Source organism: Arthrobacter sp. 05T45, from assembly GCF_056395875.1.
The window spans coordinates 217,803-244,657 of sequence record NZ_JBFTKI010000001.1 but is presented as its reverse complement, the minus strand read 5'-3'; the positions used below and the strand labels follow the sequence as shown (position 1 = coordinate 244,657).

General features: G+C 66.9%; 28 protein-coding genes and 1 tRNA gene. 10 read left to right on the top strand and 19 right to left on the bottom strand.

Annotated elements, in window-relative coordinates; genetic code table 11:
• Window positions 1-96 precede the first annotated feature (96 nt).
• Window positions 97-531: a DUF7144 family membrane protein gene (locus AC1DGD_RS01150; RefSeq protein ID WP_043436157.1), complete on the top strand. Its 435-nt coding sequence runs from the start codon at window positions 97-99 to the stop codon at window positions 529-531.
• A gap of 13 nt (window positions 532-544) precedes the next feature.
• On the opposite strand, the gene AC1DGD_RS01145 is transcribed toward AC1DGD_RS01150, so the two are convergent.
• The 5 genes from AC1DGD_RS01145 to AC1DGD_RS01125 form a co-directional block, all read right to left on the bottom strand.
• A complete protein-coding gene (locus AC1DGD_RS01145; protein WP_476855642.1) occupies window positions 545-961 on the bottom strand; it encodes a VOC family protein in 417 nt (138 codons plus the stop codon).
• Window positions 962-993: 32 nt separating this feature from the next.
• Entirely contained in the window at window positions 994-1,536 is a 543-nt protein-coding gene (locus AC1DGD_RS01140; protein ID WP_476855641.1) for a GNAT family N-acetyltransferase, read from the bottom strand.
• Window positions 1,537-1,620: 84 nt separating this feature from the next.
• A complete protein-coding gene (locus tag AC1DGD_RS01135) occupies window positions 1,621-2,352 on the bottom strand; it encodes an MgtC/SapB family protein (RefSeq protein ID WP_028276975.1) in 732 nt (243 codons plus the stop codon).
• 117 nt (window positions 2,353-2,469) lie between these two features.
• A complete protein-coding gene (locus AC1DGD_RS01130; protein WP_476855640.1) occupies window positions 2,470-4,062 on the bottom strand; it encodes an ABC transporter permease in 1,593 nt (530 codons plus the stop codon).
• Window positions 4,055-4,987: an ABC transporter ATP-binding protein gene (locus AC1DGD_RS01125; protein WP_476855639.1), complete on the bottom strand. Its 933-nt coding sequence runs from the start codon at window positions 4,985-4,987 to the stop codon at window positions 4,055-4,057. The genes AC1DGD_RS01130 and AC1DGD_RS01125 overlap by 8 nt, the downstream gene beginning before the upstream one ends.
• A gap of 116 nt (window positions 4,988-5,103) precedes the next feature.
• Here AC1DGD_RS01125 and AC1DGD_RS01120 point away from each other — a divergent pair, with 116 nt between their 5' ends.
• On the top strand, window positions 5,104-5,580 hold the full coding sequence (locus AC1DGD_RS01120; RefSeq protein ID WP_476851366.1) for a DUF1810 domain-containing protein: 477 nt from the start codon (window positions 5,104-5,106) through the stop codon (window positions 5,578-5,580).
• Here the strand turns inward: AC1DGD_RS01120 and AC1DGD_RS01115 are convergent.
• From AC1DGD_RS01115 to AC1DGD_RS01105, 3 genes are all read right to left on the bottom strand, one after another.
• Window positions 5,577-6,725, bottom strand: a complete 1,149-nt coding sequence (locus AC1DGD_RS01115; RefSeq protein ID WP_476855638.1) for an EAL domain-containing protein — start codon at window positions 6,723-6,725, stop codon at window positions 5,577-5,579. The genes AC1DGD_RS01120 and AC1DGD_RS01115 overlap by 4 nt on opposite strands.
• The gene (locus tag AC1DGD_RS01110) at window positions 6,722-6,898 is read right to left on the bottom strand and encodes a DUF1059 domain-containing protein (RefSeq protein ID WP_162159079.1); all 177 of its coding nucleotides are present in this window, start codon (window positions 6,896-6,898) and stop codon (window positions 6,722-6,724) included. The genes AC1DGD_RS01115 and AC1DGD_RS01110 overlap by 4 nt, the downstream gene beginning before the upstream one ends.
• A 177-nt stretch (window positions 6,899-7,075) precedes the next feature.
• The gene (locus tag AC1DGD_RS01105; protein ID WP_476855637.1) at window positions 7,076-7,669 is read right to left on the bottom strand and encodes a DinB family protein; all 594 of its coding nucleotides are present in this window, start codon (window positions 7,667-7,669) and stop codon (window positions 7,076-7,078) included.
• A 333-nt stretch (window positions 7,670-8,002) separates the two neighbouring features.
• On the opposite strand from AC1DGD_RS01105, the gene AC1DGD_RS01100 reads away from it, so the two are divergent.
• On the top strand, window positions 8,003-8,380 hold the full coding sequence (locus AC1DGD_RS01100) for a LysM peptidoglycan-binding domain-containing protein (RefSeq protein WP_476855636.1): 378 nt from the start codon (window positions 8,003-8,005) through the stop codon (window positions 8,378-8,380).
• A 117-nt stretch (window positions 8,381-8,497) separates the two neighbouring features.
• Here the strand turns inward: AC1DGD_RS01100 and AC1DGD_RS01095 are convergent.
• A tRNA-Tyr gene (locus tag AC1DGD_RS01095) sits at window positions 8,498-8,579 on the bottom strand.
• Window positions 8,580-8,751: 172 nt separating this feature from the next.
• The gene (locus AC1DGD_RS01090; RefSeq protein ID WP_028276970.1) at window positions 8,752-9,006 is read right to left on the bottom strand and encodes a hypothetical protein; all 255 of its coding nucleotides are present in this window, start codon (window positions 9,004-9,006) and stop codon (window positions 8,752-8,754) included.
• A 196-nt stretch (window positions 9,007-9,202) separates the two neighbouring features.
• On the opposite strand from AC1DGD_RS01090, the gene AC1DGD_RS01085 reads away from it, so the two are divergent.
• Window positions 9,203-9,694, top strand: a complete 492-nt coding sequence (locus AC1DGD_RS01085) for a YajQ family cyclic di-GMP-binding protein (RefSeq protein ID WP_018773569.1) — start codon at window positions 9,203-9,205, stop codon at window positions 9,692-9,694.
• Window positions 9,695-9,806: 112 nt separating this feature from the next.
• On the opposite strand, the gene htpX is transcribed toward AC1DGD_RS01085, so the two are convergent.
• The gene (htpX, locus tag AC1DGD_RS01080; RefSeq protein ID WP_476855635.1) at window positions 9,807-10,676 is read right to left on the bottom strand and encodes a zinc metalloprotease HtpX; all 870 of its coding nucleotides are present in this window, start codon (window positions 10,674-10,676) and stop codon (window positions 9,807-9,809) included.
• A 70-nt stretch (window positions 10,677-10,746) separates the two neighbouring features.
• Window positions 10,747-12,018 carry an MFS transporter gene (locus tag AC1DGD_RS01075; RefSeq protein ID WP_476855634.1) on the bottom strand — a complete coding sequence of 424 codons (1,272 nt, stop codon included), beginning with the start codon at window positions 12,016-12,018 and terminating at the stop codon, window positions 10,747-10,749.
• A gap of 102 nt (window positions 12,019-12,120) precedes the next feature.
• On the opposite strand from AC1DGD_RS01075, the gene AC1DGD_RS01070 reads away from it, so the two are divergent.
• The 3 genes from AC1DGD_RS01070 to AC1DGD_RS01060 all read left to right on the top strand — a co-directional run bounded on the left by AC1DGD_RS01070 (window position 12,121) and on the right by AC1DGD_RS01060 (window position 14,950).
• Complete coding sequence (locus tag AC1DGD_RS01070; protein ID WP_026537503.1) at window positions 12,121-12,588, top strand: Fur family transcriptional regulator; 468 nt, start codon at window positions 12,121-12,123, stop codon at window positions 12,586-12,588.
• Window positions 12,589-12,610: 22 nt separating this feature from the next.
• Entirely contained in the window at window positions 12,611-14,110 is a 1,500-nt protein-coding gene (locus AC1DGD_RS01065) for a catalase (RefSeq protein ID WP_028276967.1), read from the top strand.
• Window positions 14,111-14,299: 189 nt separating this feature from the next.
• Entirely contained in the window at window positions 14,300-14,950 is a 651-nt protein-coding gene (locus AC1DGD_RS01060; protein ID WP_476855633.1) for a DUF2461 domain-containing protein, read from the top strand.
• Between the two features lie 8 nt (window positions 14,951-14,958).
• On the opposite strand, the gene AC1DGD_RS01055 is transcribed toward AC1DGD_RS01060, so the two are convergent.
• From AC1DGD_RS01055 to AC1DGD_RS01025, 7 genes are all read right to left on the bottom strand, one after another.
• A complete protein-coding gene (locus tag AC1DGD_RS01055; RefSeq protein WP_028276965.1) occupies window positions 14,959-15,564 on the bottom strand; it encodes a TetR/AcrR family transcriptional regulator in 606 nt (201 codons plus the stop codon).
• 141 nt (window positions 15,565-15,705) lie between these two features.
• Window positions 15,706-17,262 (bottom strand): amino acid permease, encoded by a 1,557-nt coding sequence (locus tag AC1DGD_RS01050; protein ID WP_476855632.1) that lies wholly within the window; start codon window positions 17,260-17,262, stop codon window positions 15,706-15,708.
• Window positions 17,263-17,436: 174 nt separating this feature from the next.
• Window positions 17,437-17,847 (bottom strand): DUF779 domain-containing protein, encoded by a 411-nt coding sequence (locus tag AC1DGD_RS01045; RefSeq protein ID WP_223913736.1) that lies wholly within the window; start codon window positions 17,845-17,847, stop codon window positions 17,437-17,439.
• 16 nt (window positions 17,848-17,863) lie between these two features.
• On the bottom strand, window positions 17,864-18,874 hold the full coding sequence (gene adhP / locus AC1DGD_RS01040; RefSeq protein WP_476855783.1) for an alcohol dehydrogenase AdhP: 1,011 nt from the start codon (window positions 18,872-18,874) through the stop codon (window positions 17,864-17,866).
• A 163-nt stretch (window positions 18,875-19,037) separates the two neighbouring features.
• Window positions 19,038-20,561, bottom strand: a complete 1,524-nt coding sequence (gene exaC, locus AC1DGD_RS01035; protein ID WP_476855631.1) for an acetaldehyde dehydrogenase ExaC — start codon at window positions 20,559-20,561, stop codon at window positions 19,038-19,040.
• A 145-nt stretch (window positions 20,562-20,706) separates the two neighbouring features.
• Window positions 20,707-22,086: a GAF domain-containing protein gene (locus tag AC1DGD_RS01030; RefSeq protein WP_476855630.1), complete on the bottom strand. Its 1,380-nt coding sequence runs from the start codon at window positions 22,084-22,086 to the stop codon at window positions 20,707-20,709.
• Between the two features lie 115 nt (window positions 22,087-22,201).
• Window positions 22,202-23,647: an FAD-dependent oxidoreductase gene (locus AC1DGD_RS01025; RefSeq protein WP_476855629.1), complete on the bottom strand. Its 1,446-nt coding sequence runs from the start codon at window positions 23,645-23,647 to the stop codon at window positions 22,202-22,204.
• 130 nt (window positions 23,648-23,777) lie between these two features.
• Between AC1DGD_RS01025 and rarD the strand changes: the two genes are divergently transcribed.
• From rarD to AC1DGD_RS01010, 3 genes are all read left to right on the top strand, one after another.
• The gene (gene rarD, locus AC1DGD_RS01020) at window positions 23,778-24,797 is read left to right on the top strand and encodes an EamA family transporter RarD (protein WP_476855628.1); all 1,020 of its coding nucleotides are present in this window, start codon (window positions 23,778-23,780) and stop codon (window positions 24,795-24,797) included.
• 93 nt (window positions 24,798-24,890) lie between these two features.
• Window positions 24,891-25,295 carry a DUF7793 family protein gene (locus AC1DGD_RS01015; protein ID WP_476855627.1) on the top strand — a complete coding sequence of 135 codons (405 nt, stop codon included), beginning with the start codon at window positions 24,891-24,893 and terminating at the stop codon, window positions 25,293-25,295.
• The gene (locus AC1DGD_RS01010; protein WP_223913729.1) at window positions 25,282-26,814 is read left to right on the top strand and encodes a putative bifunctional diguanylate cyclase/phosphodiesterase; all 1,533 of its coding nucleotides are present in this window, start codon (window positions 25,282-25,284) and stop codon (window positions 26,812-26,814) included. Before AC1DGD_RS01015 ends, AC1DGD_RS01010 begins: the two co-directional genes overlap by 14 nt.
• Window positions 26,815-26,855 lie beyond the last annotated feature (41 nt).

Here is a 26,855-nt window from a genome sequence, read left to right as displayed (position 1 = left end):
GCGAGGAACATAATCGGAATCGGTACTAGCTTCACCCTACGACTGCGCCGACCATGAGGCCGACGGCAGAGCATTCAACGGAAAGCGGTCGACACTATGAGTACTGCCCATCACCCTGTCACTGCGACCGGCTGGACCGGTTGGGTCCGATTCGCCGGAGTCATTCTGATCATCAACGGCGTTTTCAGCGGCCTTCAAGGCCTCGTCGCGCTCACCGGACCCGACACCTACTATTTGTCGACCCCGGGAACCCTGTTCCTCTTCGATGCGAAGGGGTGGGGCTGGTGGAATGTCGCCCTCGGGGTGCTCTTGATCCTCACCGCCGTCGCGCTCTTCGCCGGCGCAACGTGGGCTCGAGTCGTTGGCGTCGTCGTTGCCGGCTTCAGTGCGGTCGTTCAACTGATGCTCATTCCGCAGCAGCCGTGGTGGTCCGTCATCGTCATCGCCATGGACGTGCTGATCATCTACGCGATCATCGCCCACGGCGAGGAACTGAAGGCCGAGCAGGCACCTCCGACAACCAATCCGTAGTGCACCGACGCCATCAGCCTGCAGCAATCAGCTCCACTTCGTAGCCGTCCGCGTTCACGAGGAAGGCGGCGAAGTGGGCGGGGCCGCCTGCGTGCGGATACTTGTCCGGAAACAGCTCGGCCCAGCCGTGGCTGACGCTCTCGCCCGCCATGGCGTCCACGTCAGCCCGGGTCCCCGCGCTGAACGCCAGGTGGTTCAGGCCCGGTGCTTTGCGGTCGTGCGCGGTTCCGGTCAGCGCCGGGGACTGCTCGACGACGATGTACGTCGGCCCGCGGCGCCAGCTGCACCCGTGGGCCCAGTCCTGGTAGGCCTCGTAGCCCAGCCTGCCCAGCAGCCAGCCCCACTGGTCCCTGGCCCGCTGCAGGTCCGGCACCCAGAGTTCTACATGGTGCAGGGCACCAAAGTCCCCCGGTGCAATGGGAACTGGCACAACGGGACCTGGTGCAACCGGAACATCAGCCATCAGAACAGTATCCGCTGGAAGAGGATGTGGTCCTGCCAGGATCCGGCAATCCGAAGGTACTGGGCTGCCAAACCGATCTCCTCAAAGCCAGCCCGCTTCAGGATCCGCTGGGACGCGGCGTTGTGCGGGAGGGTTGAGGCCTGCAGCCGGTGCAGTCCCAGTTCGTTGCGCGCGGTCTGGAGGGCGAACTCCACCGCGGCCGAGCCAATTCCCCGCCCTGTCAGGTCCTTGTCCACCCAGTAGCCGAGGTGGGCGCTGAGGAATGGCCCCCGGACAATCCCGCTGAGGTTGATCACCCCGATGATGCGGGAGCCTTCCACGAGGACCCAGGGCACATCCGTTCCCGCGATGAACAACCCGAGCTTGGATTCAATGCTGGCGGCTTGTCCCTCTGCGGTGAAGAATTCCTCAAACCGCACCGGTTCCCAGGGCGCCAGGTGCTCCCGGTTCCGCCGGTAGGCGTCGGCCAGGTGCCCGGCGTCGGACCTGCGCAGCACCCGCACGCACACGGTATCCGTCAAAGCGACGCTGTTCTCGGTCATCCGCAGACTCTAACGGTCATCCCGAACGGCTTCAATCAGCGTGCGCCAGTCACGGGAGTCCCGGTGGTGTGCTTGATGGGGTTCTCAGGCGCTGGGATCGTCGTCGTCCTCGTTCGGATCGGTGCCGCGAACGGTCACACTCTGCACGCCGGGCACATCAAGGAGGTAGGGGACGAGTTCCCGCAGCGGAAGATGACCATGGAAGCGGATGTCCATGAGGACGATCGGCTTTTGTTCATCGCCCGCCTTATTGATGCTCAGGATCGACGAGCTGAACCCCATATTCGTGGCGATCTCCAACACTTGCCGCAGCACGCCCCGGTTGTCGTCATAGCCCAGGTGCAGAACCCGGTGGGCGTCGGGGGTCGGGATCTTCCTGATCACGGGAGAAACGACGTACAACGTGATGAGGTGGAAAGCGGTCAGCGAAACAGCCAGGGACAGCATTCCGGCCCCGCACGCCATGCCGACGGCGGCAGAAACCCAAATGCTGGCGGCCGTCGTCAGGCCGCGGACTACGTTCCGTCCCTTGAAAATCACCCCGGCACCGAGGAAGCCGATGCCGCTGACGATTTGGGCTGCAATACGGGACGGGTCCATGGTGGCCCCTGGCGCCAGCGCGGCGGCGAAGCCGTAGGCGGAGATCAGGGTGAACGTGCACGATCCGAGGCCGACCAGGACGTGGGTGCGGTAGCCAGCGACCTTTTGCCGGACCTGCCGCTCAGTGCCAATCAGGGAGCAGAGGATAAATGTCGCCAGCAGAAGCCCGATTTCCACCAGCGTGGTCGGGGTATATAGCCCGTATGCGTCCTGCATCCCGCCCTCCGACCCGGCCCGAGAGTGGCGTCCCGTCAGTGCCGGAATGCGCCAAGAACTCCCGAATCTGATATTACCGCTGCCCCCTAGTGGCGAGTAGTGGCTGCTCTGGCCCGCTCACGGGGCCAGATCCCGGCGGCGCCAGCCGGCGTACCCCAGCGCGGCGAGCGCCGCGGCAGTCACCGTAAGTCCGAGCAACGGCCCGACGGCGCCGGAATCCAGGGGCAGCAGCGGCGAGTGCCGGAACGGGGAGAGCTCCATCAGCCACTCCGGGGCATTCCACAGCACGCCAAACTCACCAAGCGCGACGAAGAGCAGCAGCAGGGCCCAGACCGTCCCGGTGAGCCGGGGCGCCCAGCCGAACACCGCCAGCACCGCAGCGGTCATGACCCAGGCCGCGGGGATCTGGGCGGCAGCGGCCAGTGTGACGCGGCCGAGTTGGTTGGCATCGGCCAGGACGGTGGCTGCGCCGGCCCCGACCGACACTCCGGCCAGCAGCATGAGCACGGCGACCCCGGCCAGCGCCAGGGCGAAATGGCTGCTCGCCCACCGCGGCCGGGTGGTGGCGGTGCCCAGCAGTGCCTCGACGTGGCCGTCGGTCTCCTCGTCACGGAGCCGGCTGGCCGCGGACAGTCCGTAGGCAGCGGCCAGCAGTCCCATGATGCTGATCTCCGCTGCAATGAAGGCATCCGTCATGGCCTGGGTTCCGCCCAGCATCATGATCAGGTCCTGCGCGTTGGGCGAACTCAACAAGTCCGTGACGTTGCCGGCCAGCGATCCGATCACCACGCCGAACACCACGAAGGCGACCGCCCAGGCCGCCAGCAGCCGGAACTGGAGCCGCACAGCGAGGTCCCCGACCCCGCGGAGCGAGCCGCGAGCCGGGCCGGGGCGCTCCTGGCGCAGGCCGGAGCCGAGGTCCCGACGGGCGCGGAGTGCCAGGGCCACGGGCACGAGTAAGGCGCACAGCACCAGAGGGAGGGCGAGCACCCACCACTGGTCCCCGGCGAAGGCCCGGATCTGCTGGTTCCAGCCGATCGGCGAAAGCCAGGACAGGGCGGAGGGCCCCGGTTCGGCGAGGTCCCCCACCGCACGCAGCGCATAGGTCACGGCAACGACGCCGAGGCTCATTCCCGTGGCCGCCCGCGCACTGGCCGTCAGCTGGGCGGTGACCCCGGCCACGGCGCTGAATGCCATGCCGGTGGCGGCCCAGCCCAGTCCGAACGCGATCGAGCCGGCCGCCGGAAGTCCGCCGGCGGCCAAAGACACCGCAGTGACCAGCCCCAGGACAATGCTGGCTCCGAAGCTGATGGTGAGGGCGGCCGCGAGCGGCGCGTCGCGGCCCATCCGGCCGCCGCCCAGGAGCTCGAGCCGCCCGGACTCTTCGTCGCTGCGGGTATGGCGGACGGTAATGAACACCATCAGGACGGCGAGGATGGCAGCCATGAACGCCGTGTACTTGATGAGGGACAGGGCACCGAGGGACGTGGGGTCGTAGACCCTGCCGAAGAGGGCCACGAGCGAGGCCGTGGCATTCAGGGCCGTCGCGGCCTCGACCCGGCTCCCCACATCGGGGTAGAGCTCGGCGCCGGCCACCGCGGTTGAATACGTTGTCGCGGCGAATCCGGCGATCCACGCCGGCAACAGCCATCGGTCGCGGCGGAGCCCGAGCCTGATCAGGACTCCGGTCCCCGCCAACGTTTCACGCATCGGCGGTGCGTCCGCTGCTCGACCCGGCCGCGGCCACGGGCACCGCAGCGCCGTAGTGGCGAAGGAAGAGATCCTCCAGGGTGGGCGGCTGGCTGGTCAGCGCGACGAGTCCCGCGTCGGTCAACGCCCGCATGAACGGGGCCAGGCCGGACGGTTCCACTTGGGCGCTGACGCGGTGGTTCGTGACGACGACGTCGTGCACGCCTGGCAGGGCATCCAAGCCCGCCGGTACCACCGCGACATCGGCAGTGACGGAGGTGCGGGTCAGGTGCCTGAGTTCAACAAGCCGCCCCGTCTCCACCACCCGGCCCTCACGGATGATGCTCACGCGGTCCGAAAGTGCCTCGGCCTCGCTGAGGATATGGCTGCTGAGCAGTACCGTGCGGCCCTGGTTACGCAGTTCCCGGATACAGCCGCGGAAGGCCTCCTCCATCAGGGGGTCCAGTCCGCTGGTGGGCTCGTCCAGCAGGAACAGCTCAGCGTCGGTGGCCAGGGCAGCGACCAGGGCCACTTTCTGCCGGTTGCCTTTGGAGTAGGCCCGGGACTTCTTGGTCGGATCGAGGTCGAAGAGCTCCAACAGCTGGGCCCGCCGGGCCAGGTCCTGGCCGCCCTGGAGCCGGCCGAGGAGGTCGATCACTTCTCCGCCGGTCAGGTTGGGCCACAACGCCACGTCCCCGGGGACGTAGGCCAGGCGTCGGTGGAGGCTCGCGACGTCGCGCCACGGGTCAAGGCCCAGCACCCGGATGGAGCCAGCATTGGCGCGAAGCATGCCCAGCAGCAGGCGAATCGTGGTCGATTTGCCGGAGCCGTTCGGTCCGAGGAAGCCGTGGACCTCGCCCGCCTCGACTGAAAAGTCCAACCCATTCAAGGCAACCACGGGACCGAACCGCTTCACAACGCCGACCATCTCCAAGACATTCGCCATGGGGGACACGATACGCCCGGGATCGGCAATCCCGCCCCGGCCGAATGACCCCTTCGCCCGCGGGCGGCCTGTCGCCGTGCTGTCACTCCGGCACCGGGGGACGTAGCCTAGCGGGCATGGAAGACCCTTACGATCTTGAACGGTTCGTGGCGGCCCAGGACGCCGGCGGAACCTACGGGCACGCCCTGGCGGAGTTGCGGTCAGGCATGAAGAGGAGTCACTGGATGTGGTTCGTTTTCCCCCAGCTCGCGGGCCTGGGCCGCAGCGAAACCGCCCGGAAGTACGCCATCTCCTCCCTGGCCGAGGCCCGTGCTTACTGCCGGCACGGCGTCCTTGGCCCGCGGCTGCGGGAGGCCGCCGCCGCAGTGGCCGAACTTCAGGGGCGGTCCGCGGTGCAAATTTTCGGCGGCATCGACACCCGGAAGCTGCACTCATCCATGACGCTGTTCCAGCGGGCCGCGCCCGGCGAAACCGTGTTCCGCGTCGTCCTGGACCGCTATTTCGATGGCCTGTCCGATCCCGCCACGGACCGGCTGCTGGAAGGCCAGTTGCGGGACGGACAACCCGGTGGTCCGGACCCGGCGGACGGTTAGCTGTCCGCGGCCAGCGCCGTGATCATCCGCTCCATGCGGGCGACGCCGGCAAAGCGGCCGGCGTTGTCCGTCACCAGCAGGGGGTCAAACCGGTTGGCCTGGGTCCGCGTCATGGAACGGGCCAGGGCCTCGCTGAGCGGCGTGTCCAGGTTGACCCGCATTCCCGGGCTCACGATGCCGAGGGCCGCCGCGGAGGGGTCGAGCACCGCAACGGGCCGCAGATGATCGCCCATCAGCACCACCGACTGCAGGGCCGGGTTGTCATCAAACGCGGCCGCCGCCGTCGCAGTGGTGGCGGCCGTCGTCGCGGGTTCCACGATGTCCCGGATGATGCTCTGGTGCGTCGCCGGGGGGTTGGACGCCAGACGGTGGGCAACGTCGAGATCGATTTTTTCCCACGCCGGTCCGGGCCGGGCCAGGCAATACCCCTGCACCAGGGGTACGCCGAGGGCGACGAGGGCGTCCAGTTCCTCCACGCGCTCCACTCCCTCGGCCAGGATCCAGGCATCGACGCGGCTGGCAAAGGTTCCGAGCATGGAGATCAGGGCACGCTTGGCTTCGTCACGGTCAACATCCTGGATCAGTTCACGATCCAGCTTGATCAGCGAGGGCCGCAGGGCCAGCAGGTGCCGGAGCCCGGCATAGCCGGCACCGGCGTCGTCGACGGCGATCAGCGCGCCGGCAGCGCGCAGCTGGTTGAGGTCGGGCTCAAGCTCCAGATAGGAGTCGATCGGGGTCTGCTCTGTCAGCTCGACCACCAGTCCGGCGAGGTTTCCCTGGCCGCGCCAGATGCCACGGATCTCCTCCGTCAACAGCAGCTCCGGTGAGACGTTGAGGGTCAGGAAGCAGTTCGGCGGCAAAGTGGGACGCGCCGCGAGCGCCGCCCGCAAGGCTGCGGCCTCGAGCTCGGCTGCCAGGCCGTGCGTGCGCGCGGCGGCAAACCACACCTCGGGATTCTTTTCGGCGAAACCCGGAAACCGGGCCAGGGCCTCATAGCCCACCACTGTGCCGCGCGCGGTATCAACAATGGGCTGGTAGGCCGCGGAAAGGCCGACACCCCGGCAGGCGGCCGCCAGTTGCTTCTCCCAATCCGGGCCCGGCGCGGCCCCGGCGTCGGGCGGGAGGCCGCCTGCCTCGTGAATCAACTAACGGGAACGATGGCTCTGTGGACCGACTGCACGACGTCGGCCGGCAGCTCCTCCAGCCCATGTGCGGACGCCGCGTGGGCGGCCACATTGACCAGAATTTCATCGTCGGTACTGCACACCCAGCGGGCGTCACAACCGGGAACCACATCACCACAGGCAAACGACTTCACGAATGCTCCTTCTTCTTCAACAGCGGACCGGACTACCCTACGTTGGCTCCACGCCGAAAACTGAGATTTTGCTCGCAGAAACGGTGCGGCGTCACCTGCGGTCCGTTGCCGGCAGAGGCCGCCGGATGCTGTTGGCCGCCACTGGCTGTCCACTAGCGGCCTATACCCGCCGCCGTACTAACGGCCTGCCGCCCCTGCTTCGGCAGCGACGGCGGCCGCCTCGATGCGGGCCCGGTGCACGGCCCATTCCTCGGCGGTGCGCGGCGAAAGGTTCGGGTCCCCGGGTCGCTGGCCCGCGCTACCGTCGATGAGTTCGCGCAGGATGTCGGCGTGTCCGAGGTGGTGGGCGGTCTCCACGCACATGTGCACGAGGATCTGCTGCAGGGTCACGTGCTTGCGCTCGTCCGGCCACCAAGGCACCACACCGGGCGCGTTGAGCGGCAGTTCATCGATGGTGGCATCGCTGTGGGCCGCCGAGAGCCGGTGCAGCTCGGTGATCTGCTCGCGCGTCTCGCCGGGGGCTGCCCACATGTCCGCATCCGGCTCCGCGTCGTCGGCGAACCACGGCAGCTTCAGCTCGCTGGGACGGCCGAAGACCTCGCCAAAGTAGCCGAGTTCGACGCTGGCCACGTGCTTGACCAGTCCCAGCAGGCTGGTTCCCGTGGGCGTGAGGGGCCGTCGCACGTCGTACTCGTCGAGGCCTTCGAGCTTCCCGAGCAGGTCTTGGCGCCGCGTGCGCAGGTAAGTGTGCAAGATTGCTTTGTCGTCCATGACCGGCACTATACCGAATGCGGGGAGCTCCCTTGCAGAACAGCCTCGCCGAACAGCGGGTTTCATAAAACGTATGGAATAATTGGCGCCAACGGGCCTCGGGGGGAGGCTCCGATCGACAGGACACCCAGGGTGAATCTCGATTCCGGTGCACATCGGGTCCGGCCCGCCGCCGCAGTTCTTCTGGCCGCGGTTCTCGCGGCGGCTCTCGCCATTCTTTTGGCAGCCTGTTCTTCCGGCGCAGTGGCCCCGGACGGAGTTCCGGCGGGCCGGCCTGCGGCGTCCGCCCCCGCAACGTCCCCGGCGTCCGGAGGCCTGCGGGGGACGACCGAAGTGAACGGGTTCCTCCTGCCGATGCGCTACGCGGCCGTCGACGGCGACACCTGGGAGGGCATCGCCGCCCACTTCCGGATGACTCCGGAGATCCTCAGGAGCTTCAACGAAGCGGTGTCCGTTGCCGCAGGAGAGATTATCGACCTCAGGGGCGTGGACGTGCCCCAGCTAGGGGCCGGCGGCAGCGTGACCGGGCAGGACGGGCAGGGACGGCTCCTGTACAGGGTGGGCGCCGGAGACACTCCCTCGGGCATCGCGAGCCGCTACGGCGTCCCGCTCTATGCTTTGCGGATAGCCAACCTGAACCTGTTGACCGGAGGCGAATGGATTCCGCCCGCCGGCACCACGGTAACCATTCCGAATCCCCCGGCCGACTGAGACAGGCCTTTGAGGCAGGCCTTTGAGACAGGCCTTTGCACTGTGGAGACGGGCCGTTGGGCCGCGGACAAAGAAAAAGCCTCCGGAACCTAATGGTTCCGGAGGCTTCTCCAAGGGTGGCAGATGAGGGATTCGAACCCCCGTAGGCGTTGCCAGCTGATTTACAGTCAGCCCCCTTTGGCCGCTCGGGTAATCTGCCGAACTTCAAAAGAAGATCACTCGCGGTTTCCAGTCCCGGAACGTCTGTTTCCAGTCCGTTCCGCTTCCAGCACCCGCGGGCAAGACAACTTTACAGAACTTCCGCCGAAGAATCGAATCGGCGCCTCAGCAGATCATAAAAGGGCCGAAAAAGGGCCAAAATCCGCGGAATTTCAGGCCTCGCCGAGAATCCGCCCCGCCAGTCTTGCCTCGAATCGTGCCGCCTGCTCGGCGGTGACCTGGTTCAGCTCGACGGCACGGGCCAGGTCCGTGTGGACCCCGTCCATGCGGACTGATGCGTCGGCGGCCGGGCTCAGGATGATGGACGCCGCCAGCGCGGCGGCGGCTACGGAGCTCGCCGTCGCGGCCAGGGTGCTGGCAGCGGCGGCGGTGGTGCGGTTGACGTAGCGGACGGCCTTTTGGTGCATGTTCTTGCCTTTCAGCAGCGGTTCCAACTCTTGCAACTCTGGCCAGCCCGGCTTCGTTCCCGCCGTGATTGAGCTATGAGCGGACTGTGAAACCCGGGACGCAAGGCCGGCCGCCACATCGGGGGCATCCGTACTAGTCTGGAATGCAGACATCCCGGCCTCACGCAGGCACCCGGCAACCATCAGGAGGAAAGTCATGGCAGGCGAATCCACGTTCGACGTCGTCAGCAAGGTAGACAAGCAGGAAGTCGCCAACGCGCTGAACCAGGCGCAGAAGGAGATTGCCCAGCGCTACGACTTCAAGGGCGTCGGCGCCGAGGTCGATTTCAGCGGCGAGAAGATCCTGATGAAGGCCAACTCCGAGGAGCGGGTGCTCGCGGTGCTCGATGTGCTGCAGTCCAAGCTCATCCGCCGCGGCATTTCGCTGAAGTCCCTCGACACAGGCGAGCCCTACGCCTCCGGCAAGGAATTCCGGCTCGAGGCCTCCATCAAGGAGGGCATCGCCCAGGACCTCGCCAAGAAGATCAACAAGTTGATCCGGGACGAGGCCCCCAAGTCCGTCAAGTCACAGATCCAGGGCGACGAGCTCCGGGTGACCTCGAAGTCCCGCGATGATCTCCAGGAGACCATGAACCTGCTGAAGGGCTTCGACGAGGCCGATCTGCAGTTCGTTAACTTCCGCAGCTAGCGGCCCGTCCGCGGCGCAAATTTGCGCGTCGCGCAAAAGGGCTGGCGACGGTGTCGCCAGCCCTTTTGCGTGTCGCGGAACTACTCGCGCGTCGCCAGACCCGCAGCCTGCTTCAGTTAAGCGGCCTCCCGGCCATCCGCTCCAGCCGGCCGATCCGCTCGGCCATCGGCGGGTGGGTGGAGAACATCTTGGCCACGCCCCCGCCTTTGAACGGGTTGGCGATCATCATGTGCGAGGCGTTGACCAGCCGCTGGTCCTGCGGCAACGGCGCCAGCTGCACGCCCTGCTCGATCTTGCGCAGGGCGGAGGCGAGCGCCAGCGGGTCTCCGGTCAGCGACGAGCCGTCCTCGTCGGCGTCGTACTCCCGTGTACGGGAGATGGCCATCTGGATCAGGGACGCGGCGAACGGGGCCAGCAGCGCCATGGCGATCGCGGCGAACGGGTTCGCATTGCGGCGGTCCCCGCCGCCGAACAGCAACATCATCTGCGCCACCGAAGTGATGACGCCGGCGACGGCGGCCGCCACCGACGCCGTCAGGATGTCCCGGTTGTAGACGTGCATCAGTTCATGCCCCAGGACGCCGCGCAGTTCGCGGGCGTCCAGCATCCGCATGATGCCCTCGGTGCAGCACACTGCCGCGTTCTGCGGGTTCCGGCCGGTGGCGAAGGCATTTGGCGCCATGGTGGGCGAGACGTAGATGCGCGGCATCGGCTGGTTGGCCCGGCCGGACAGCTCCCGGACGATCTGGTACAGCTGGGGCGCCTCGGCCTCCGTGACGGGATAGGCCTGCATGGCACGGATGGCGAGCTTGTCGCTGTTCCAGTACCCGTAGGCCGTGGTGCCGATCCCGATCAGGGCCATGATCCAGATCGGCGCCGCACTGCGGGTCCCCGCGGCGATGAACGCCCCCAGGCCCAGCAGGACCGCCCACAGCACTCCGAACAGCGCCGCGGTCTTCAGTCCGTTGTGATGCTTGTGCACTGGTCCTCCTGATACGTGTACTGCAAGCTGATGCCCTGTAATTCACTGACCTACCAAGGAAAACGAACCGCTACGGCACCGGGTTCCGCGCGTCGTACCGCAGGAATCCGACCTGCTGGCGGCCCAATATCCAGGCCACAGCAATGCACAGCACGCCGCCGAGCAGCAGGACCCACCCCTCGTTCAAAAGTTTAGTCGCGCCGCCGGCCAGCATGTCCCCGATCCGGGGTCCGCCGGCGACCACCACCACAAAGACGCCCTGCAGACGCCCGCGCAGATGGTCGGGGGTGGAGGCCTGCAGGATGGTGGTCCGGAATACTGCGCTCACGGAATCCGCGATGCCGGCCAGCGCGCAGCACAGGGCGGCGGGCAGCAGCCACACGCCCACGCCGTCGTCGCCGGAATGACCGGCCAGGACCACCACCAGGCCGAAGGCCGCGACCGAGCCGCCCCAGCCCATCACGGACCACACCACCGCGGCCCCCTGCCGGCGGACGCCGCCCAGCGGCCCCGAGAACAGGCCGGCCAGGAACGCCCCCACGGCAATCGAAGCCAACAGGATCCCCACCGTGGCCTCACCGCCGCCGATCATCAACGCGCCGATGGCCGGCAGGAGCGCCCGGGGCTGGGCAAAGATCATGGCCACGAGATCGATCACGAACGTCATGCGGAGGTTGGGCCGGGTGCCAAGGAAACGGAACCCCTCCACCACGGAACGCAGGCCGGCCGGCCTGGCGTGCTCGCCCGGCGGCATGGAAGGCAGTTTCAGGAGGGCCCAGAACGCAAACGCAAAGCTGATGACGTCGATCGTGTACGTCCAGCCAAACCCGACCCACGCCACGAGCACGCCGGCCAGCAGCGGGCCGGCGGTCATGGTCAGCCCGAAAATCATCATGCTCAGGGCATTTGCGGCCGGCAGCAACTCCTTGCGCACCAGCACCGGGATGATGGCGCTGCGGGCCGGCTGGTTGATGGCCTGGGCACCGCTCTGCACCGCCACGAGCGCATAGAGCAGCCACACGTTGCCCACTTCCAGCCACGCCTGGAGGGCCAGCGCGGCGGTGGTCAGCCAGAGGACGGACGACGCCAGGAGTGCCACGGTGCGGCGGTCATGGGCGTCGGCGATCGAGCCGCCCAGGAGGCCCCCAAAGACCAGCGGCACGAGGGCGAAGAGACTCAGCAGGCCCACGTAGAGGCTGTCCTGGGTCAGCCGGTAGACCTCCAGGCTGACCGCCACCAGGGTCAGTTGGCTGCCCAGGGCGGAGACGGCGGAGCCAAGCCACAGACGGCGGAAGGCCGGACTTTCACGCAACGGCGTGATGTCCGCCAACAATTTCTCCACCGGGCAACTCTAGTGGCGAACCGGGAGTGCCCTGTGACACGGCCGGACAATATTAGCCACGCCTTATTGTGAGGCAGTCATAATAAGTGCTTGAATGAGGGTATGACGGATTCCTCGGGCACCCACGACGCATGGGCAGCCGCCCTGCGTGCCCACGGCCGCCGGGTGACCAAACAGCGCCTGGCCGTGCTGGCCGCCGTCGAACATCACCCGCATTCGCCGGCAGAGGCAATCCTTGCCGCCGCCCGGCAGGAATTGCCGGACCTGACCGCCCAGTCCGTCTACGTGGTCCTCGGGGACCTCACGGATCTGCACATGCTGCGCCGTTTTGAGCCCCCGCACTCCCCCGCGCTGTACGAGACGCGGGTCGGGGACAACCACCACCATGCCGTGTGCATCAGCTGCGGCCGGGTGGAGGACGTCGAATGCGCCGTGGGCCACGCGCCCTGCCTGACCCCGCACTGGAACGCGGACGCCAAGCCGATGACCATCCAGATCGCGGACGTGCTGTACCAGGGCATCTGCCAGGACTGCCAGCGCACCCAACAGCTTCCCTCCGAACGAAACTAAGAAACCCAACCCAAGGAGAACTATGACTGAGATCATCTCTGCGCCCGCCGTGTCCACGACACAGTCCGGGGCTCCCGTCACTTCCGACGCCCACTCCAAGTCCGTCGGCGCCGACGGTGCGATCATCCTGACCGATCACTACCTGATCGAGAAGCTCGCGCAGTTCAACCGCGAGCGTGTCCCGGAGCGCGTCGTGCACGCCAAGGGCGGCGGCGCCTTCGGTACCTTCAAGACCACAGAGGACGTCTCGAAGTACACCAAGGCCGCACTGTTCCAGCCCGGCGTTGAGACGGACATGCTCATCCGCTTCTCCTCCGTTGCCGGCGAGGCAGGCTCCCCCGACACCTGGCGCGACCCCCGCGGTTTCGCCGTGAAGTTCTACACCACTGAGGGCAACTACGACCTCGTCGGCAACAACACTCCGGTGTTCTTCATCCGCGACGGGATCAAGTTCCCGGACTTCATCCACTCCCAGAAGCGCCTCCCCGGCACCCACCTGCGCGACGCCGACATGCAGTGGGACTTCTGGACCCTCTCCCCCGAGTCCGCCCACCAGGTCACCTGGCTCATGGGTGACCGCGGCCTGCCGGCCTCCTGGCGTGAAATGCAGGGCTACGGCTCGCACACCTACCAGTGGATCAACGCCGAGGGCGAGCGGTTCTGGGTCAAGTACCACTTCAAGTCCAACCAGGGCGTCAAGTCCATGACCGGGGACGAGGCCGAGGCCCTTGCCGGCGCCGACGGCGACTTCTACATCCGCGACCTCCAGGAAAACATTGCCGCCGGCAACTTCCCCTCCTGGGACCTCCACGTCCAGGTCATGCCTTACGAGGACGCCAAGACGTACCGCTTCAACCCCTTCGACCTCACCAAGGTGTGGCCGCACGCGGACTACCCGCTGGTCAAGGTCGGCACCATGGAGCTGAACAAGAACCCGGAGAACTACTTCGCGCAGATCGAGCAGGCCACCTTCGCGCCGTCGAACTTCGTGCCGGGCATCGCCGCCTCCCCGGACAAGATGCTGCAGGCCCGCATCTTCTCCTACGCGGACGCGCACCGCTACCGCGTCGGCACCAACCACGCGCAGCTCCCGGTGAACCTGCCCAAGAGCCAGGTCAACAACTACAGCCAGGACGGCGCCGGGCGTTACCACTTCAACGCCCCGTCCGTTCCGGTGTACGCACCGAACTCTGTGGGCGGCCCGGCTGCCGTTGAGCCCGGCGTTGCGGGCGGCGGCTGGGAGAACGACGGCGAGCTCACGCTCTCCGCGCACTCCCTGCACGCCGAGGACGGCGACTTCGGCCAGGCCGGCACGCTGTACCGCGAGGTGTACAACGACGGCGAGAAGGCCCGCCTGCTGGAGACCGTCACCGGCGCCGTCAGCGGCGTCAAGAACGCCAGCATCAAGGAACGCGCCATCGCGTACTGGACCAACGTCGACGCCGAATTCGGCGCCAAGCTGCGCGCCAACCTCGGTGCCGGCCAGGTTGAGTCCGACGCCGAGGCCGCCAACAAGGTCTGATGGTTGCATCGAACGTTGCCTGACGGCCGGCCTTGACGGCCGCCTGGGCGGCCGGTGACCGGCATTCGGTGACCGCTGGAGCCAACAAAACGCCCCGCCACGGACTCCCGTGGCGGGGCGTTTTGCGGTTATCCACATGGGTGCGCGTGCCCCTCGCCACCGTGTGCCGCGGCTCCGTAGGATTTGGGCATGACCGCATTCGCTGGCACTCCATTCGCAGGCATTCCAAGTGACGCCTTCCGGTTCTACGCCGATCTTGAACAGAACAACAACCGGGACTGGTGGCTCGATCACAAGCCGGTCTACGAGGCCGCGGTGAAGGGGCCGCTGACCCAGCTGCTGGCCGAGCTGGAGCCACGCTTCGGACCGGCCAAGCTCTTTCGCCCCAACCGGGATGTGCGGTTCTCGCCGGACAAATCACCCTATAAGACCGCGCAGGGGGCCTTCGCCGCGGTGGACGAAGGCGTGGGCTTCTATATCCAGCTCAGCGCCGACGGCCTGCTGATCGGCGGCGGCTGCCACACCCACACTCCGGCCCAGCTGGCACGCTTTCGCGGTGCCGTGGACGATCCCGACAGCGGCGATGCCCTGCAGGCGATCGTGCGGAAGGTCGAGACGGCAGGGTTCGCGGTGGAGGGCGAACGGCTAAAGACGGTGCCGCGGGGCTTCGACAAGGACCATCCCCGGGCGGAGCTGCTCAAGCACAAATCCCTCACGGCCGGCGTCAACGTGGGCCAGCCGGGCTGGCTTGCCGGTCCCGGGGCGGTGGAGGAAGTGGCACAGCGCTGGGAGCAACTGCGCCCACTCGTGGAGTGGGAGGGCCGCTACGCTGCTCCCTGAGGTTCTGCTCAGATGTGCTGGCCGTCGGTGGCGAGGCGCCTGTCGAGGTTGTTGAAGAAGACCAGCATCATCAGCTCAAAGGCCTTGGTGGCTTCCTCTGGCTGGTTGTTGACGACGAAATCGAACTGCAGCCCGTAGAACGCGGCCGTGAACAGGCGGGCGTCGGTGTCGGCGAATTCCGGCTGGATGCCCTGGATGACCAGCCAGTCCCGGGCCTTCTCGTGCAGCATCCGGAAGTGCTCCTGCGCTGTGCCGCGCGGCACCGCCGCCACAATGTCCTGCGCCGTGGCCTCAAATTCAAGCCGGGCCAGGTGCCGGTTGCGCTGCGCCATGGTCCACTGCCAGGACTCAAGCAGGAAGGCCCGCCACGCGTCCCGGTCGATGTCCCTGACGTCGGTGGCGCGGATGCTGTCCAGCCGGGACTCGATGCCGCGGATGATCTCGTTGATCAGCTGTTCGCGGTGCCCGAAGTGGTAGACCAGGACGTAGCTGCTGACACCCAGCCCGTCGGCCAGGCCGCGAAACGTCAGCTCCGCCAGGGTCTTGTCCATGAGGTAGTCGAGAATTGCCGACAGCAACTCTGATTTGCGTTCCGGTCTTGCTGGGCGGGCCATGTGTCCATCTTAGGGAGCGCCGCCCTGACGGAGCGGCGCCCGAACGCCGAAGTCGCCGGAGCCGTGCGGTTTCGCCGGAAATTTCCAGCGAATTCGCACGGCTCCGGCGACTTCGATGCGGGGGGGCCGATCGCTCCCTTCTCAGGAGCGGGTGAGCGCGTCCACGTTGTCCTCCGCGGGCGCTCCCGCCACGCTGGCCGTGCCGTTCACCGAGGCGCGGGCCTCCGCGAACTTTTCATTCAGCCGGGAGTGGCGCTGGCCGTAGGCGAAATAGATCGCAATACCGATCACGAGCCAGATGGCGAAGAAGATCCAGGTTTCCACGGCCAGGTTCGTCATGAGGTACAGGCACAGGACCGCAGAGACGACCGGGAGCACCTTGCCGAACGGGACACGGAAGGCCGGCTTCAGGTCCGGGCGCTTCTTGCGCAGCACCAGGATGCCAAGGCTCACCATCACGAAGGCGGACAGGGTCCCGATGTTGATCATTTCCTCGAGCAGGTCCACGTTGGTCAGGCCGGCGACGAGCGCCACTCCGGCGCCGCAGATGATCTGCAGGCGGGCCGGCGTGCCCCGCACCGAGCTGGTCTTGGACAGGGAGCGCGGAAGCAGGCCGTCGCGGCTCATCGCGAGCACCACCCGCGAGAGGCCCATGAGCAGCACCATGATCACGGTGGTCAGGCCCACGAGGGAGCCAAAGGCAATGACCTTGGCGGCGTCGGTGTTGCCGACCGCCTCGAAGGCGGTGGTGAGCGTCGGGTTCTTGGCCTCAGCCAACTGGGTGTAGGAGACCATGCCGGTCAACGCCAGCGACACCAGGATGTACAGCACGGTAACGATTGCCAGGCCGCCGAAGATGCCGCGGGGCAGCGTCTTCTGCGGGTTCTTGACCTCTTCGGCCGAGGTGGCGACGACGTCGAAGCCGATGAAGGCGAAGAAGACCAGGGCGGCGCCGGCGAAGATACCGAGGGTTCCATACTGGGCCGGGGCGGCGCCGGTCAGGAAGCCGAAGAACGACTGCTTGAGGACATCCGCGGTTCCGGTGCCTCCGGTCGGCTCGGAGGCCGGGACGAACGGGGCGTAGTTCTCGAACTTCACGTACGTGAAGCCGACGACGATCACGAAGAGGACCACCGCGATCTTGATGAGCGTGAAGATGTTGCCGACGCGGGCGGAGAGCTTGGTCCCGAGGACCAGCAGCACGGTGAAGATGGCAACGATCAGGAAGGCGCCCCAGTAGAGGTCGACGCCGCCCAGGGAGATCGACGGCGGAATGTCCACGCCCATGAGCGCAAAGACTTTGCTGAGGTAGATGCCCCAGTACTTCGCAATCACGGCGCCGGCAGTGAAGAGTTCGAGGATCAGGTTCCAGCCGATGATCCACGCCAGGACCTCACCCATGGTCGCGTAGGTGAAGACGTAGGCGGAGCCTGCCACCGGAATGGCCGTGGCGAACTCGGCGTAGCACATGATGGCGAGCGCGCAGGTGACGGCGGCGATCGCGAAGGAGATGGTGACGGCGGGGCCGGCAAAGTTCGCGGCGGCCTTGGCGCCGACCGAGAAGATCCCGGCGCCTACGGCAACCGCGACCCCCATGATCATGAGGTCCCACGTGCTTAGCGTGCGCTTCAGCTTGCGTCCGGGTTCATCGGCGTCGGACATGGACTGCTCGATGGATTTGGTCCGGAAAAGGTTCATTAGGAAAGTCCGCAATCTCGATAACTGGGGTGGAAACAGACCTATCCATCTTAGAGTCCATCCACTGGACGGCCATTTTTATCCCACATAGTGAGACGCAAAAGCGGGCCGTGCAGGTTTATCCTGCACGGCCCGCTTGCGCGTAGCTGCTCCGTTTCAGACCATCCAGGCCGCCTAGACCGGCCAGTTTTCCATCAGCGTCGAGCGGATCAGGAACCGCTTGCCTTCCGGCGCTTCTACCGAGAAACCACTCCCCCGGCCAGGAACGACGTCGACAGTCAGGTGCGTGTGGCTCCAGTAGTTGAACTGCTCCCGCGACATCCAGAACTCCAGCGGCTGGGGCCGCAGCCCGTCGGAAATGTCGAACAGGCCGAGCAATACGTCCGAGTCCCCCGTGATGAACTCACCGGCGGGATAGCACATTGGCGAGGAACCGTCGCAGCAGCCGCCGGACTGATGGAACATCAGCGGTCCGTGCTGCACCCACATTTTGAGCAGCAGTTCCACCGCCTCCGGGGTGAGAGCCACACGGGAGAAGTCCTCCCCGGGGAGGGTCACGGCGGCGTCGAGCTTTGTCGCTGGCATCAGAGTCCGTCCTTCATCAGTACTTGATGACCACTCGGCCGTCGATCTTGGCGTGCTTCATCTCGTCGAGGACGGCGTTGACTTCGGAGAGTTCCCTGGTGGAGACCGTGGGGTGGATCTTGCCCTGGGCGTAGAAATCGAGCGCCTCCTCCAGGTCCTGCCGGGTGCCCACGATGGAGCCGCGGACCGTCAGTCCCTTGAGCACAATCTCGAAGATCGGCGCCGGGAAGTCCCCCGGCGGCAGCCCGTTGAACACGATCGTTCCGCCGCGCCGCGCCATCCCGATGGCCTGCCCGAATGCTGACGGGTGCACTGCCGTGACCAGGACTCCATGGCAACCTCCGGTTTCGCGCTGGATGACTTCGGCCGGGTCTTCGTGCAGGGCGTTGACCGTCAGTTCGGCGCCGTGTTTCTTGGCCAGGGCGAGCTTGTCGTCGGCGATGTCCACCGCCGCGACGCGCAGGCCCATCGCTACGGCGTACTGGACGGCGATGTGGCCGAGGCCGCCGATTCCGGAGATGGTGACCCACTGGCCGGGCCGGGCTTCGGTCATCTTCAGGCCCTTGTAGACGGTCACGCCGGCGCAAAGCACCGGAGCCACCTCGACGGGGTCCGAGCCGGCCGGGATCCTGGCCGCGAAGCGGCTGTCGACCAGCATGTATTCGCCAAAGGAGCCGTCGACGCTGTAGCCGGCGTTCTGCTGGGCCTCGCACAGGGTCTCCCAGCCCGTGCGGCAGTACTGGCAGTCGCCGCAGGCGGACCAGAGCCACGCATTGCCGACCAAATCGCCGACGGCAAGGTCAGTGACGCCCTCACCGAGGGCGACGACCTCGCCGACGCCTTCGTGGCCGGGAATGAACGGCGGGGACGGCTTGACCGGCCAGTCGCCCTCCGCGGCGTGCAGGTCGGTGTGGCAGACGCCGGTGGTCAGCACCTTGACGAGTGCCTCACCGCGGCCCGGTACGGGAACGGGGAGGGTCTGGATCTGGAGGTCCCTGCCGAATTCGGTAACTACCGCGGCTTGCATTGTCGTCGTCGTCATTGTCGTCGTCATGGCGAAATCCTTGCGTCATCAAACTTGGGTGTGGCTAAAGGGCGTGTGCAGTGAGCCGGCGTCCCTCCGTGTAGGTGCACAAGTGGTGCGGGCGGGGCGGATCATGCGCGATCCGCCCCGCCCGGGTCAGTGCGGCTTAGAAGAAGCCGAGCTTGTTCTCGTTGTAGCTGACCAGGAGGTTCTTGGTCTGCTGGTAGTGGTCCAGCGTCATCGAGTGGTTCTCGCGGCCGATGCCGGAGGACTTGTACCCGCCGAACGCGGCCCCTGCCGGGTAGGCGTGGTAGTTGTTGACCCACACGCGGCCGGCCTGGATCTCGCGGCCGGCGCGGTAGGCGACGTTGCCGTTGCGGGACCAGACGCCGGCACCCAGGCCGTAGAGGGTGTCGTTGGCGATGCCCATGGCGTCGTTGTAGTCGCTGAAGCGGGTCACGGACACCACCGGGCCGAAGATTTCCTCCTGGAAGATCCGCATCTTGTTGTGGCCCTCGAAAATGGTGGGCTGGACGTAGTAGCCGCCGGCCAGGTCTCCGGGCATTTCGGCCCGGGCACCGCCGGTGAGCACCTTGGCGCCCTCCTGCTTTCCGATGTCAATGTAGGAGAGGATCTTTTCCAGCTGGTCGTTGGAGGCCTGGGCACCGAGCTGGGTTTCGGTGTCCAGCGGGTTGCCCTGGATGATTTTCTCCACCCGGGCCACGGCGTCGGCCATGAAGGATTCGTAGATGTCTTCCTGGATCAGGGCGCGCGACGGGCAGGTGCAGACTTCACCCTGGTTGAAGGCGAAGAGCGTGAAGCCCTCCTGGGCCTTGTCGTAGAACGCGTCATTGGTGTCCGCGACGTCGTTGAAGAAGATGTTCGGGCTCTTGCCGCCAAGCTCCAGCGTGACCGGAATCAGGTTCTGGCTGGCGTACTGGCTGATCAGGCGGCCCGTGGAGGTTTCGCCGGTGAAGGCGATCTTGCGGATGCGGGGGCTGGAGGCCAGTGGCTTGCCGGCCTCGACGCCGAAGCCGTTGACCACATTGAGGACACCGGCCGGCAGCAGGTCGCCGATGAGTTCCATCAGCACCAGGATCGAAGACGGCGTCTGCTCGGCCGGCTTCAGGACGACGGCGTTGCCGGCGGCGAGGGCCGGGGCGAGCTTCCAGACGGCCATGAGGATCGGGAAGTTCCAGGGGATGATCTGGCCGACGACGCCGAGCGGCTCGTGGTAGTGGTAGGCCGTGGTGTCGTCGTCGAGCTGGGACAGCCGGCCCTCCTGGGCGCGGACGGCGGAGGCGAAGTAGCGGAAGTGGTCGGCGGCGAGCGGAATGTCCGCGTTGAGGGTCTCGCGGATCGGCTTGCCGTTGTCCCAGGACTCGGCGACGGCGAGCATCTCGGTGTTCTCATCGATCCGGTCGGCAATCTTGTTCAGGATCGCGGCACGCTCGGCCACGGAGGTCTTGCCCCAGGACGGTGCAATCTTGTGGGCGGCATCCAGCGCCAGTTCGATGTCCTCGGCGGTGCCGCGGGCCACCTCGCAGAAAGCCTTGCCGGTCACCGGGGTGATGTTCTCGAAGTACTGTCCCTTGACCGGCGCAACCCACTCGCCGCCGATCCAGTTTTCGTAGCGGTCCTTGAAGGTGACCTTCGAGCCCTCGGTTCCGGGCTGGGCGTAAACAGTCATTGCTAGCTCCTTTGCTGTGCAAGATGGGGGGCTGCAAGGCGCTTCCGGCCCCCGTTGCACCCAGCGTAGGCGCGTGAAGGTTGCTGTCAGGTTGCAACCGGAGTGAGCCAGGTCACTGGCGGGGCATTCCGGCGGTCCGCGACGGTCAGGCGCTCAGCTCGCGGTCCAGCCGTTCCAGATCGGCGACGACGGCGGCGCGCTTGGGCGAGCGCGGCGCCAGCAGCTTCAGCGCGGCGATGCGGACGTCGACGTCGTCCTTTGCTTCGGGCAGTGCGGCGTATTTCAGGAGCGATTCCGCGCTGCCGTCCGTCAACAGTGCCTCACGCATCAGCGCGGAGACCCTGGCCCGCAGCTCCACGATGCCGGGGGCCTCGGAGCGGGGCAGCACGGCGCCGCGGTAGATTTCCAGCGCTATCCGGTGGGCGCCGCGCTGCAGGCAGTCCAGCACCTGTCCGGCGTCGGGTACCAGGTCCAGCGGCAGCCGGTAGGGACGTGATTGCGGGACGGCATCGGGGTTGAGCTGCTGAAGTACCTTGCGCAGCCGCACCATCTCGGCGCGCAGCGTCATGGTGGAGGCGTCCCCGGGGTACAGGAGGGCGCAAAGCTCCTCGGCATTCAGCCCCGCCGGGTGGGTACTGAGCAGGGCCAGGATCTCGCTGTGGCGGGCGGACAGGGCCACGGTGCGGCCGTCAATGCTGAGCAGGGCCTGGTCGCGGCCGAGCAGCTGGAGGCTGTTGCGGTAGAGGCTGCTGGCGCCCGGTCCCCCGGCCGTTTTCGGCGTCGAGTTCCGCCGCCTGGACGGCGAGGACTGGCCGGCGGCGGCCAGCTGCAGCCGCTCGACCCGCAGATGCGCCTGGGCCGCGGCGACCGTCGCCTCTACGAGCGACAACGTATGCGGGGCCACGGCCGACTCCGTGCCGGTGATGTCCACAACCCCCAGCAGGGCCCCGGAATCCGGATCGTGGAACGGCACCGCCGTACAGCTCCACGGATGCACGGAGCGCTTGTAGTGCTCGGCGCCGGAGATCTGGATTCCCCGGCCCAGGGCCAGCGCGGTGCCGGGGGCGCTGGTGCCGACCGTCGCCTCGGACCAGTCGGCGCCCGGGACGAACATCATGCCCTCGGCCCGGCGCTGCAGGGCGGCGTCCCCTTCCACCCAGAGGAGCCTGCCGACTTCGTCACCCACGGCTACCAGCATTCCGCTGTCGTGACTGGGCAGGACCAGGAGCTTGTGGATCACGGGCATGATGGCGGCCAGGGGGTGCTGGCGGCGGTATTCTTCGAGTTCCTCGCGGTCCATGGCCAGCGGCGCCTCGGGGTTGTCCGGGTTGGCCTGCAACCGGACGGAGCGCTGCCACGATTCCTGAATCAGGGTGCTGATCCCGGGCAACTGCAGGCCCTCGGAGAACGCCATCCCACGGGAATCCAGCTGCTCATGGCCCGCGCTGGCGTATTGCTGGCGCAGCGCTGCGGTGACTCCGCCTGCCGGCGGCAACAGTGCTGCGGGATGGACCAGTTTCCTCATTGAACTCCCACCGGACGGGCTCGACGGCGTGCCGAAGGCCGCCTCGTCCGGCCCAGTCTAGTTCCGCGCGGGGCGTTTGGAAACGCACCGGCCTGCCGCCTCAGGCTGTCACAGCCTACCCGCGGGAAATCTCGATCATGTCCTCGCGCGGCACCACCTTGATGCGCTCCCGTTCGATGCCGTTGGCGGACTCCGCCGCGGACCACTCGGCGCCGAGGGCGAGCTCGTGGGCATCGAGCTTGATCCACCCTTCCCACGTGGTGTACTCGATGCCGCGCTCCTGGAGCAGGTCGATGATGGCCTGCGGGTCCGGGTTCTGCGCCGGCGGCAGCGTCAGCCGGTCCTCCAGCAGGAAGCCGATGGTCTCCAGCGCGTCGCCCTTGGTGTGGCCGATCAGCCCGACGGGGCCGCGCTTGATCCAGCCCGTGGCGTAGATTCCGGGTACGGGGTTGCCCTCGGCGTCGAGCACGCGGCCGCCTTCGTTCGGGACGACGCCGCGGCGGGCATCGTATTCCAGCTCATCCAGCGGCGAACCGTGGTAGCCGATCGCGCGGTAGACGGCCTGGACCGGGTAGTCGAGGAACTCACCGGTGCCCTTGACGTTCCCGGTGCCGTCCAGCTGCATGCGTTCGAACTTGATGCCGGCGACCTTGCCGGGGTTCGCGGCGTCGTCTGTTGTTCCATAGATTTCGACGGGGCTGTGCAGGAAGTGCAGGTGCAGCCGGCGCGAGGACGGTTCCTCGGCCTCGGCGTGCTCCTCGACGAGCCAGTTCGTGAGGGTGTTGACCATGGTCCGGATCTGGTTGTTGCTGCGAATGGCCTCGTCCGAGGCCTCGTCGAATTCGAAGTCCTCTGGATACAGGACGATGTCCACGTCCTTGGCATGGCTGAGTTCGCGCAGCTCCAGCGGCGTGAACTTCACCTGGGCCGGGCCGCGGCGGCCAAACACGTGGACGTCGGTGACCGGCGAATCCTTGAGCGCCCGGTAGACGTTGTCCGGGATTTCGGTGACCAGGAGTTCATCGGCGTGCTTGACCAGCATGCGGGCCACGTCGAGGGCCACATTTCCGTTGCCGATCACCGCAATCTCCTTGGCCTCCAGCGGCCATTCCCGCGGCACGTCCGGGTGGCCGTCGTACCAGGAGACAAAGTCGGCCCCGCCGAAGGATCCCTCCAGGCCAATCCCGGGAATATCCAGGTCCGCGTCCTTGATGGCGCCGGTGGAGAAGATGACGGCGTCGTAGAACGCGCGGAAGTCATGCAGCGTCAGGTCCCGGCCATAGGTGACGTTGCCGAGGAACCGGATGTCGCCGCGGTCCAGGACCTTGTGGAGCGCGTTGACAATGCCCTTGATCCGCGGATGGTCGGGGGCCACTCCGTAGCGGATGAGGCCGTAGGGCGCCGGATACGCCTCGAAGAGGTCGATGCTGACCTGGAAGGCGCCGTCCTTGACCTCATTGGACTTCGTCAGGATGTCCGCGGCGTAGACACCGGCCGGGCCGGCGCCAACAATCGCGACACGGAGGGGACGGGAGGATGTGGATTCGGCCGAGTTGGACACCGGGAGCCCTTCTGAGTCTTAGGGACAGCGCCAGTAGATACAGCGCACAGGCCCCCATTCTAAATGTGACCGGCCCGCTCGCGCTCCGATTGGCAGGAATAGGCGCCGCGCAGGTGGTGTTATTGGTCTTGTGTCTAAGCCCGAAGGATCCTTGTCCCCCGCCCCATTGACAGCGCCGGCCGGCCCGGCCGCTGGGCCGGCGCCGGCCCGGCCGGGCGGACCGGCACCGGTGGACAAGGAGACGACGGCGGGAATCCTGTTCGGTATCGGCGCCTACGGGCTCTGGGGGCTGCTGCCCCTGTACTTCTACGTCCTGCATCCGGCCGGCGCGGTCGAAATCGTCGCCAACCGGGTGGTCTGGTCCCTCCTGTTCTGCGTCCTGCTCATCACCGTCACACGGTCCTGGCGGGTGCTGGCTGCTGCTTTCCGGGACCGCACGGTGATTGGGCCGCTGTCCATCGCCGCTGCCCTGATCGCGGTGAACTGGCTGACGTACACCTACGGCGTGACCACCGGCCAGGCCGTCGAGGCCTCCCTGGGCTACTTCATCAACCCGCTGGTCTCCGTATTGCTGGGGGTCTTCGTCCTGAAAGAGAAGCTGCGGCCGCTGCAGTGGGCCGCCGTCGGCATCGGCTTCGTGGCCGTCGGAGTGCTGACGGTCTCCTACGGCAAGCTCCCCTGGATAGCACTGACACTCGCGCTGAGCTTTGGCCTGTACGGATTCGTCAAGAAGCGCGTGGGCCCGCGGGCGGAGGCGATCACAAGCCTCACTGTGGAGACGATCGTCCTGGCGCCCGTAGCTGCGGCCACCATGATCTTCCTCGCGGTCAGCGGGTCGGCAACTCTGGCCGGAAACGGTGCGGAACATTTCTGGCTGCTGGTGGCGTCGGGCGTCATCACCGCGGTGCCCCTGCTGTTCTTCGGCGCGTCCGCCCGCCGTCTGCCGATGACCACGATCGGGCTGCTGCAGTACTTCGCGCCCGTCCTGCAGTTCATCGTGGCGCTCGTCGTGTTCAAGGAAACCATGACACCTGCCCGGTGGGCCGGTTTCGGCGTCGTCTGGCTGGCGCTGCTGGTACTGACCGTGGACATGCTGCACACGGCCCGGAAGAACTCCGTGACCCGGAAACGGGCCCGCGCCGCCGCCTAGCACTACCGGCCCCGGCGGGTTGGCGGCCCGCTTGCCCCTGCCGCCGTGCGTTAGTGTCATCATGAAGGGGACATGTCGGGGCGAAATTGAGGATTGCTGGTGCCACAAGAGGATCGTGAAACTCAGGGCGGGCGCGACATCTCGTCCCTGGACTTCGACAGCAACGGCATCTTGCGCCTTCAGTGGGCCCGCGGCGTCGTGATTGATGCCCCCAACGCCCAGCTGGCCATGGATCGTGTCAATGAGTTGTGCGGCGGCCGGCCCACGCCGCTGCTGATCGACATGGCCACCACGGAGTCCGTCAGCCGGGCCGCCCGGGCCGTGTTCGCCAAGCACTGCGACGCCTCGGCAATCGCGCTCCTCGGCTCCTCCGCCGTGGACCGGGTCCTCGCCAACTTCTTCCTCGGCGTCAATTCCGCGCCGGTTCCGACACGCTTTTTCACCAACCGTGAAGAGGCGGTCCGCTGGCTGACCTCGCAGGGCCATGACGGGGCGTGATGATGACCGCCGCCTCGAGGACCTCGTGGACGGCATCGTCGTACTGTCCTCGGGCGATCTGTCGAACCGGCTGCCGGTCTCACCGGCCCGGGACGGGATAGACGCGGTCACCACCGGCATCAACCTCCTGGCCGAAGAGCTCCAGAGCATGTACGAGGACCTGGAAGTCCGGGTCGCCGAGCGGACCGCGCTCCTGGAGGCGGCCAAAGCCGAACTCCGGCGCGTCATCAACACCGATGAGCTGACCGGCCTGGCCAGCCGCTCGCTGCTGCAGGAAAAAGTGGCCGAAGCAGTTGCCGGGGCCGGCACGGGACGCCAGCCGGCCCTGATCCTGATGGACCTTGATTCCTTCCGGCTCATCAACGACAGCCTCGGCCACGCCGCCGGGGACGCCGTGCTGCGCGAGACGGCCCTGCGGCTTAGCGCCGCGGCCGGACCCGGCCACTTGATCGCGCGCCTCAGCGGCGATGAATTCGCGGTGCTCGTCGCAGACCAGGACACGGAGTCCGTGCTGCAGACCGCTGCCCGGCTCGGCGAATCACTGAAGGACAGAATCGTTGCCGGCGGTGTGGCGGTCGCCCTCACGGCCGGCACCGGTGTCCGGCTGGGGGAACCGGGCCTGCGAAGCGAGGAACTCATCCGCGATGCCGACATCGCCATGCACGAGGCCAAGAAACGCGGCAGGGACACCCTCCTGGTGTTTTCCGCGGCCATGCACGAGGCCGCCAAGCAGCGGGTCCACCAGGTGGCGGAGCTGCGGACGGCACTGGCGATGGACCAGCTCGAGCTGGAGTACCAGCCCATCATGGACCTGCGCACCGGAGCGATCGCCGGCGCCGAGGCCCTGATCCGCTGGCGCCACCCCGCCTTGGGCCTGCTGGGGCCGGATACCTTCCTCGACGCCGCCGACGAGGCCGGGCTCACCGTGGAAATCGGCCACTGGGTGCTCCGGAACGCCATCGCACAAACCGGCCGCTGGAAGTCAGATCCGGGGCTTTCCGCGGACTTCAGCACGCACATCAACCTCTCCCCCGCGGACCTGCACCACGTCGATCTGGCACCCTACGTCGAAGGCCTGCTGGCCCAGCACGGCGTCGAGCCCCGCCATATCTCGATCGAAATCACCGAAACCGCGATCATGCGCGGCGGCCCCGAGGTGGCCGCCACCATGCAGTCACTCAATGACCTCGGCGTCCGGATCGAGATCGACGACTTCGGCACCGGCTATTCCTCCATCAGCTACCTGCGCACGCTCCCCGCCGCGCAGGCGAAGATCGATAAGTCCCTGCTCGACGGGCTGACCACGGACCGGCAGCAGGAAACCTTCGTCGCCGCCATCCTGCAGCTGATCCATTCGGCCGGGCTGGGCGCAGTCGCCGAAGGCATCGAGGACAGGGAGCAAGCCAACAGGCTGCGGCAGCTGAACTGCGAATTCGGCCAGGGGTATTTCTTCAGCCGCCCGCTCCCGGTGGCGGACATGACGGACCTGCTCGGGCACAGAGACGGCGCCGTCGCGTGAGCGTTCCGGCGGGCAGACGCAAGACAGGAACACGCAAGACA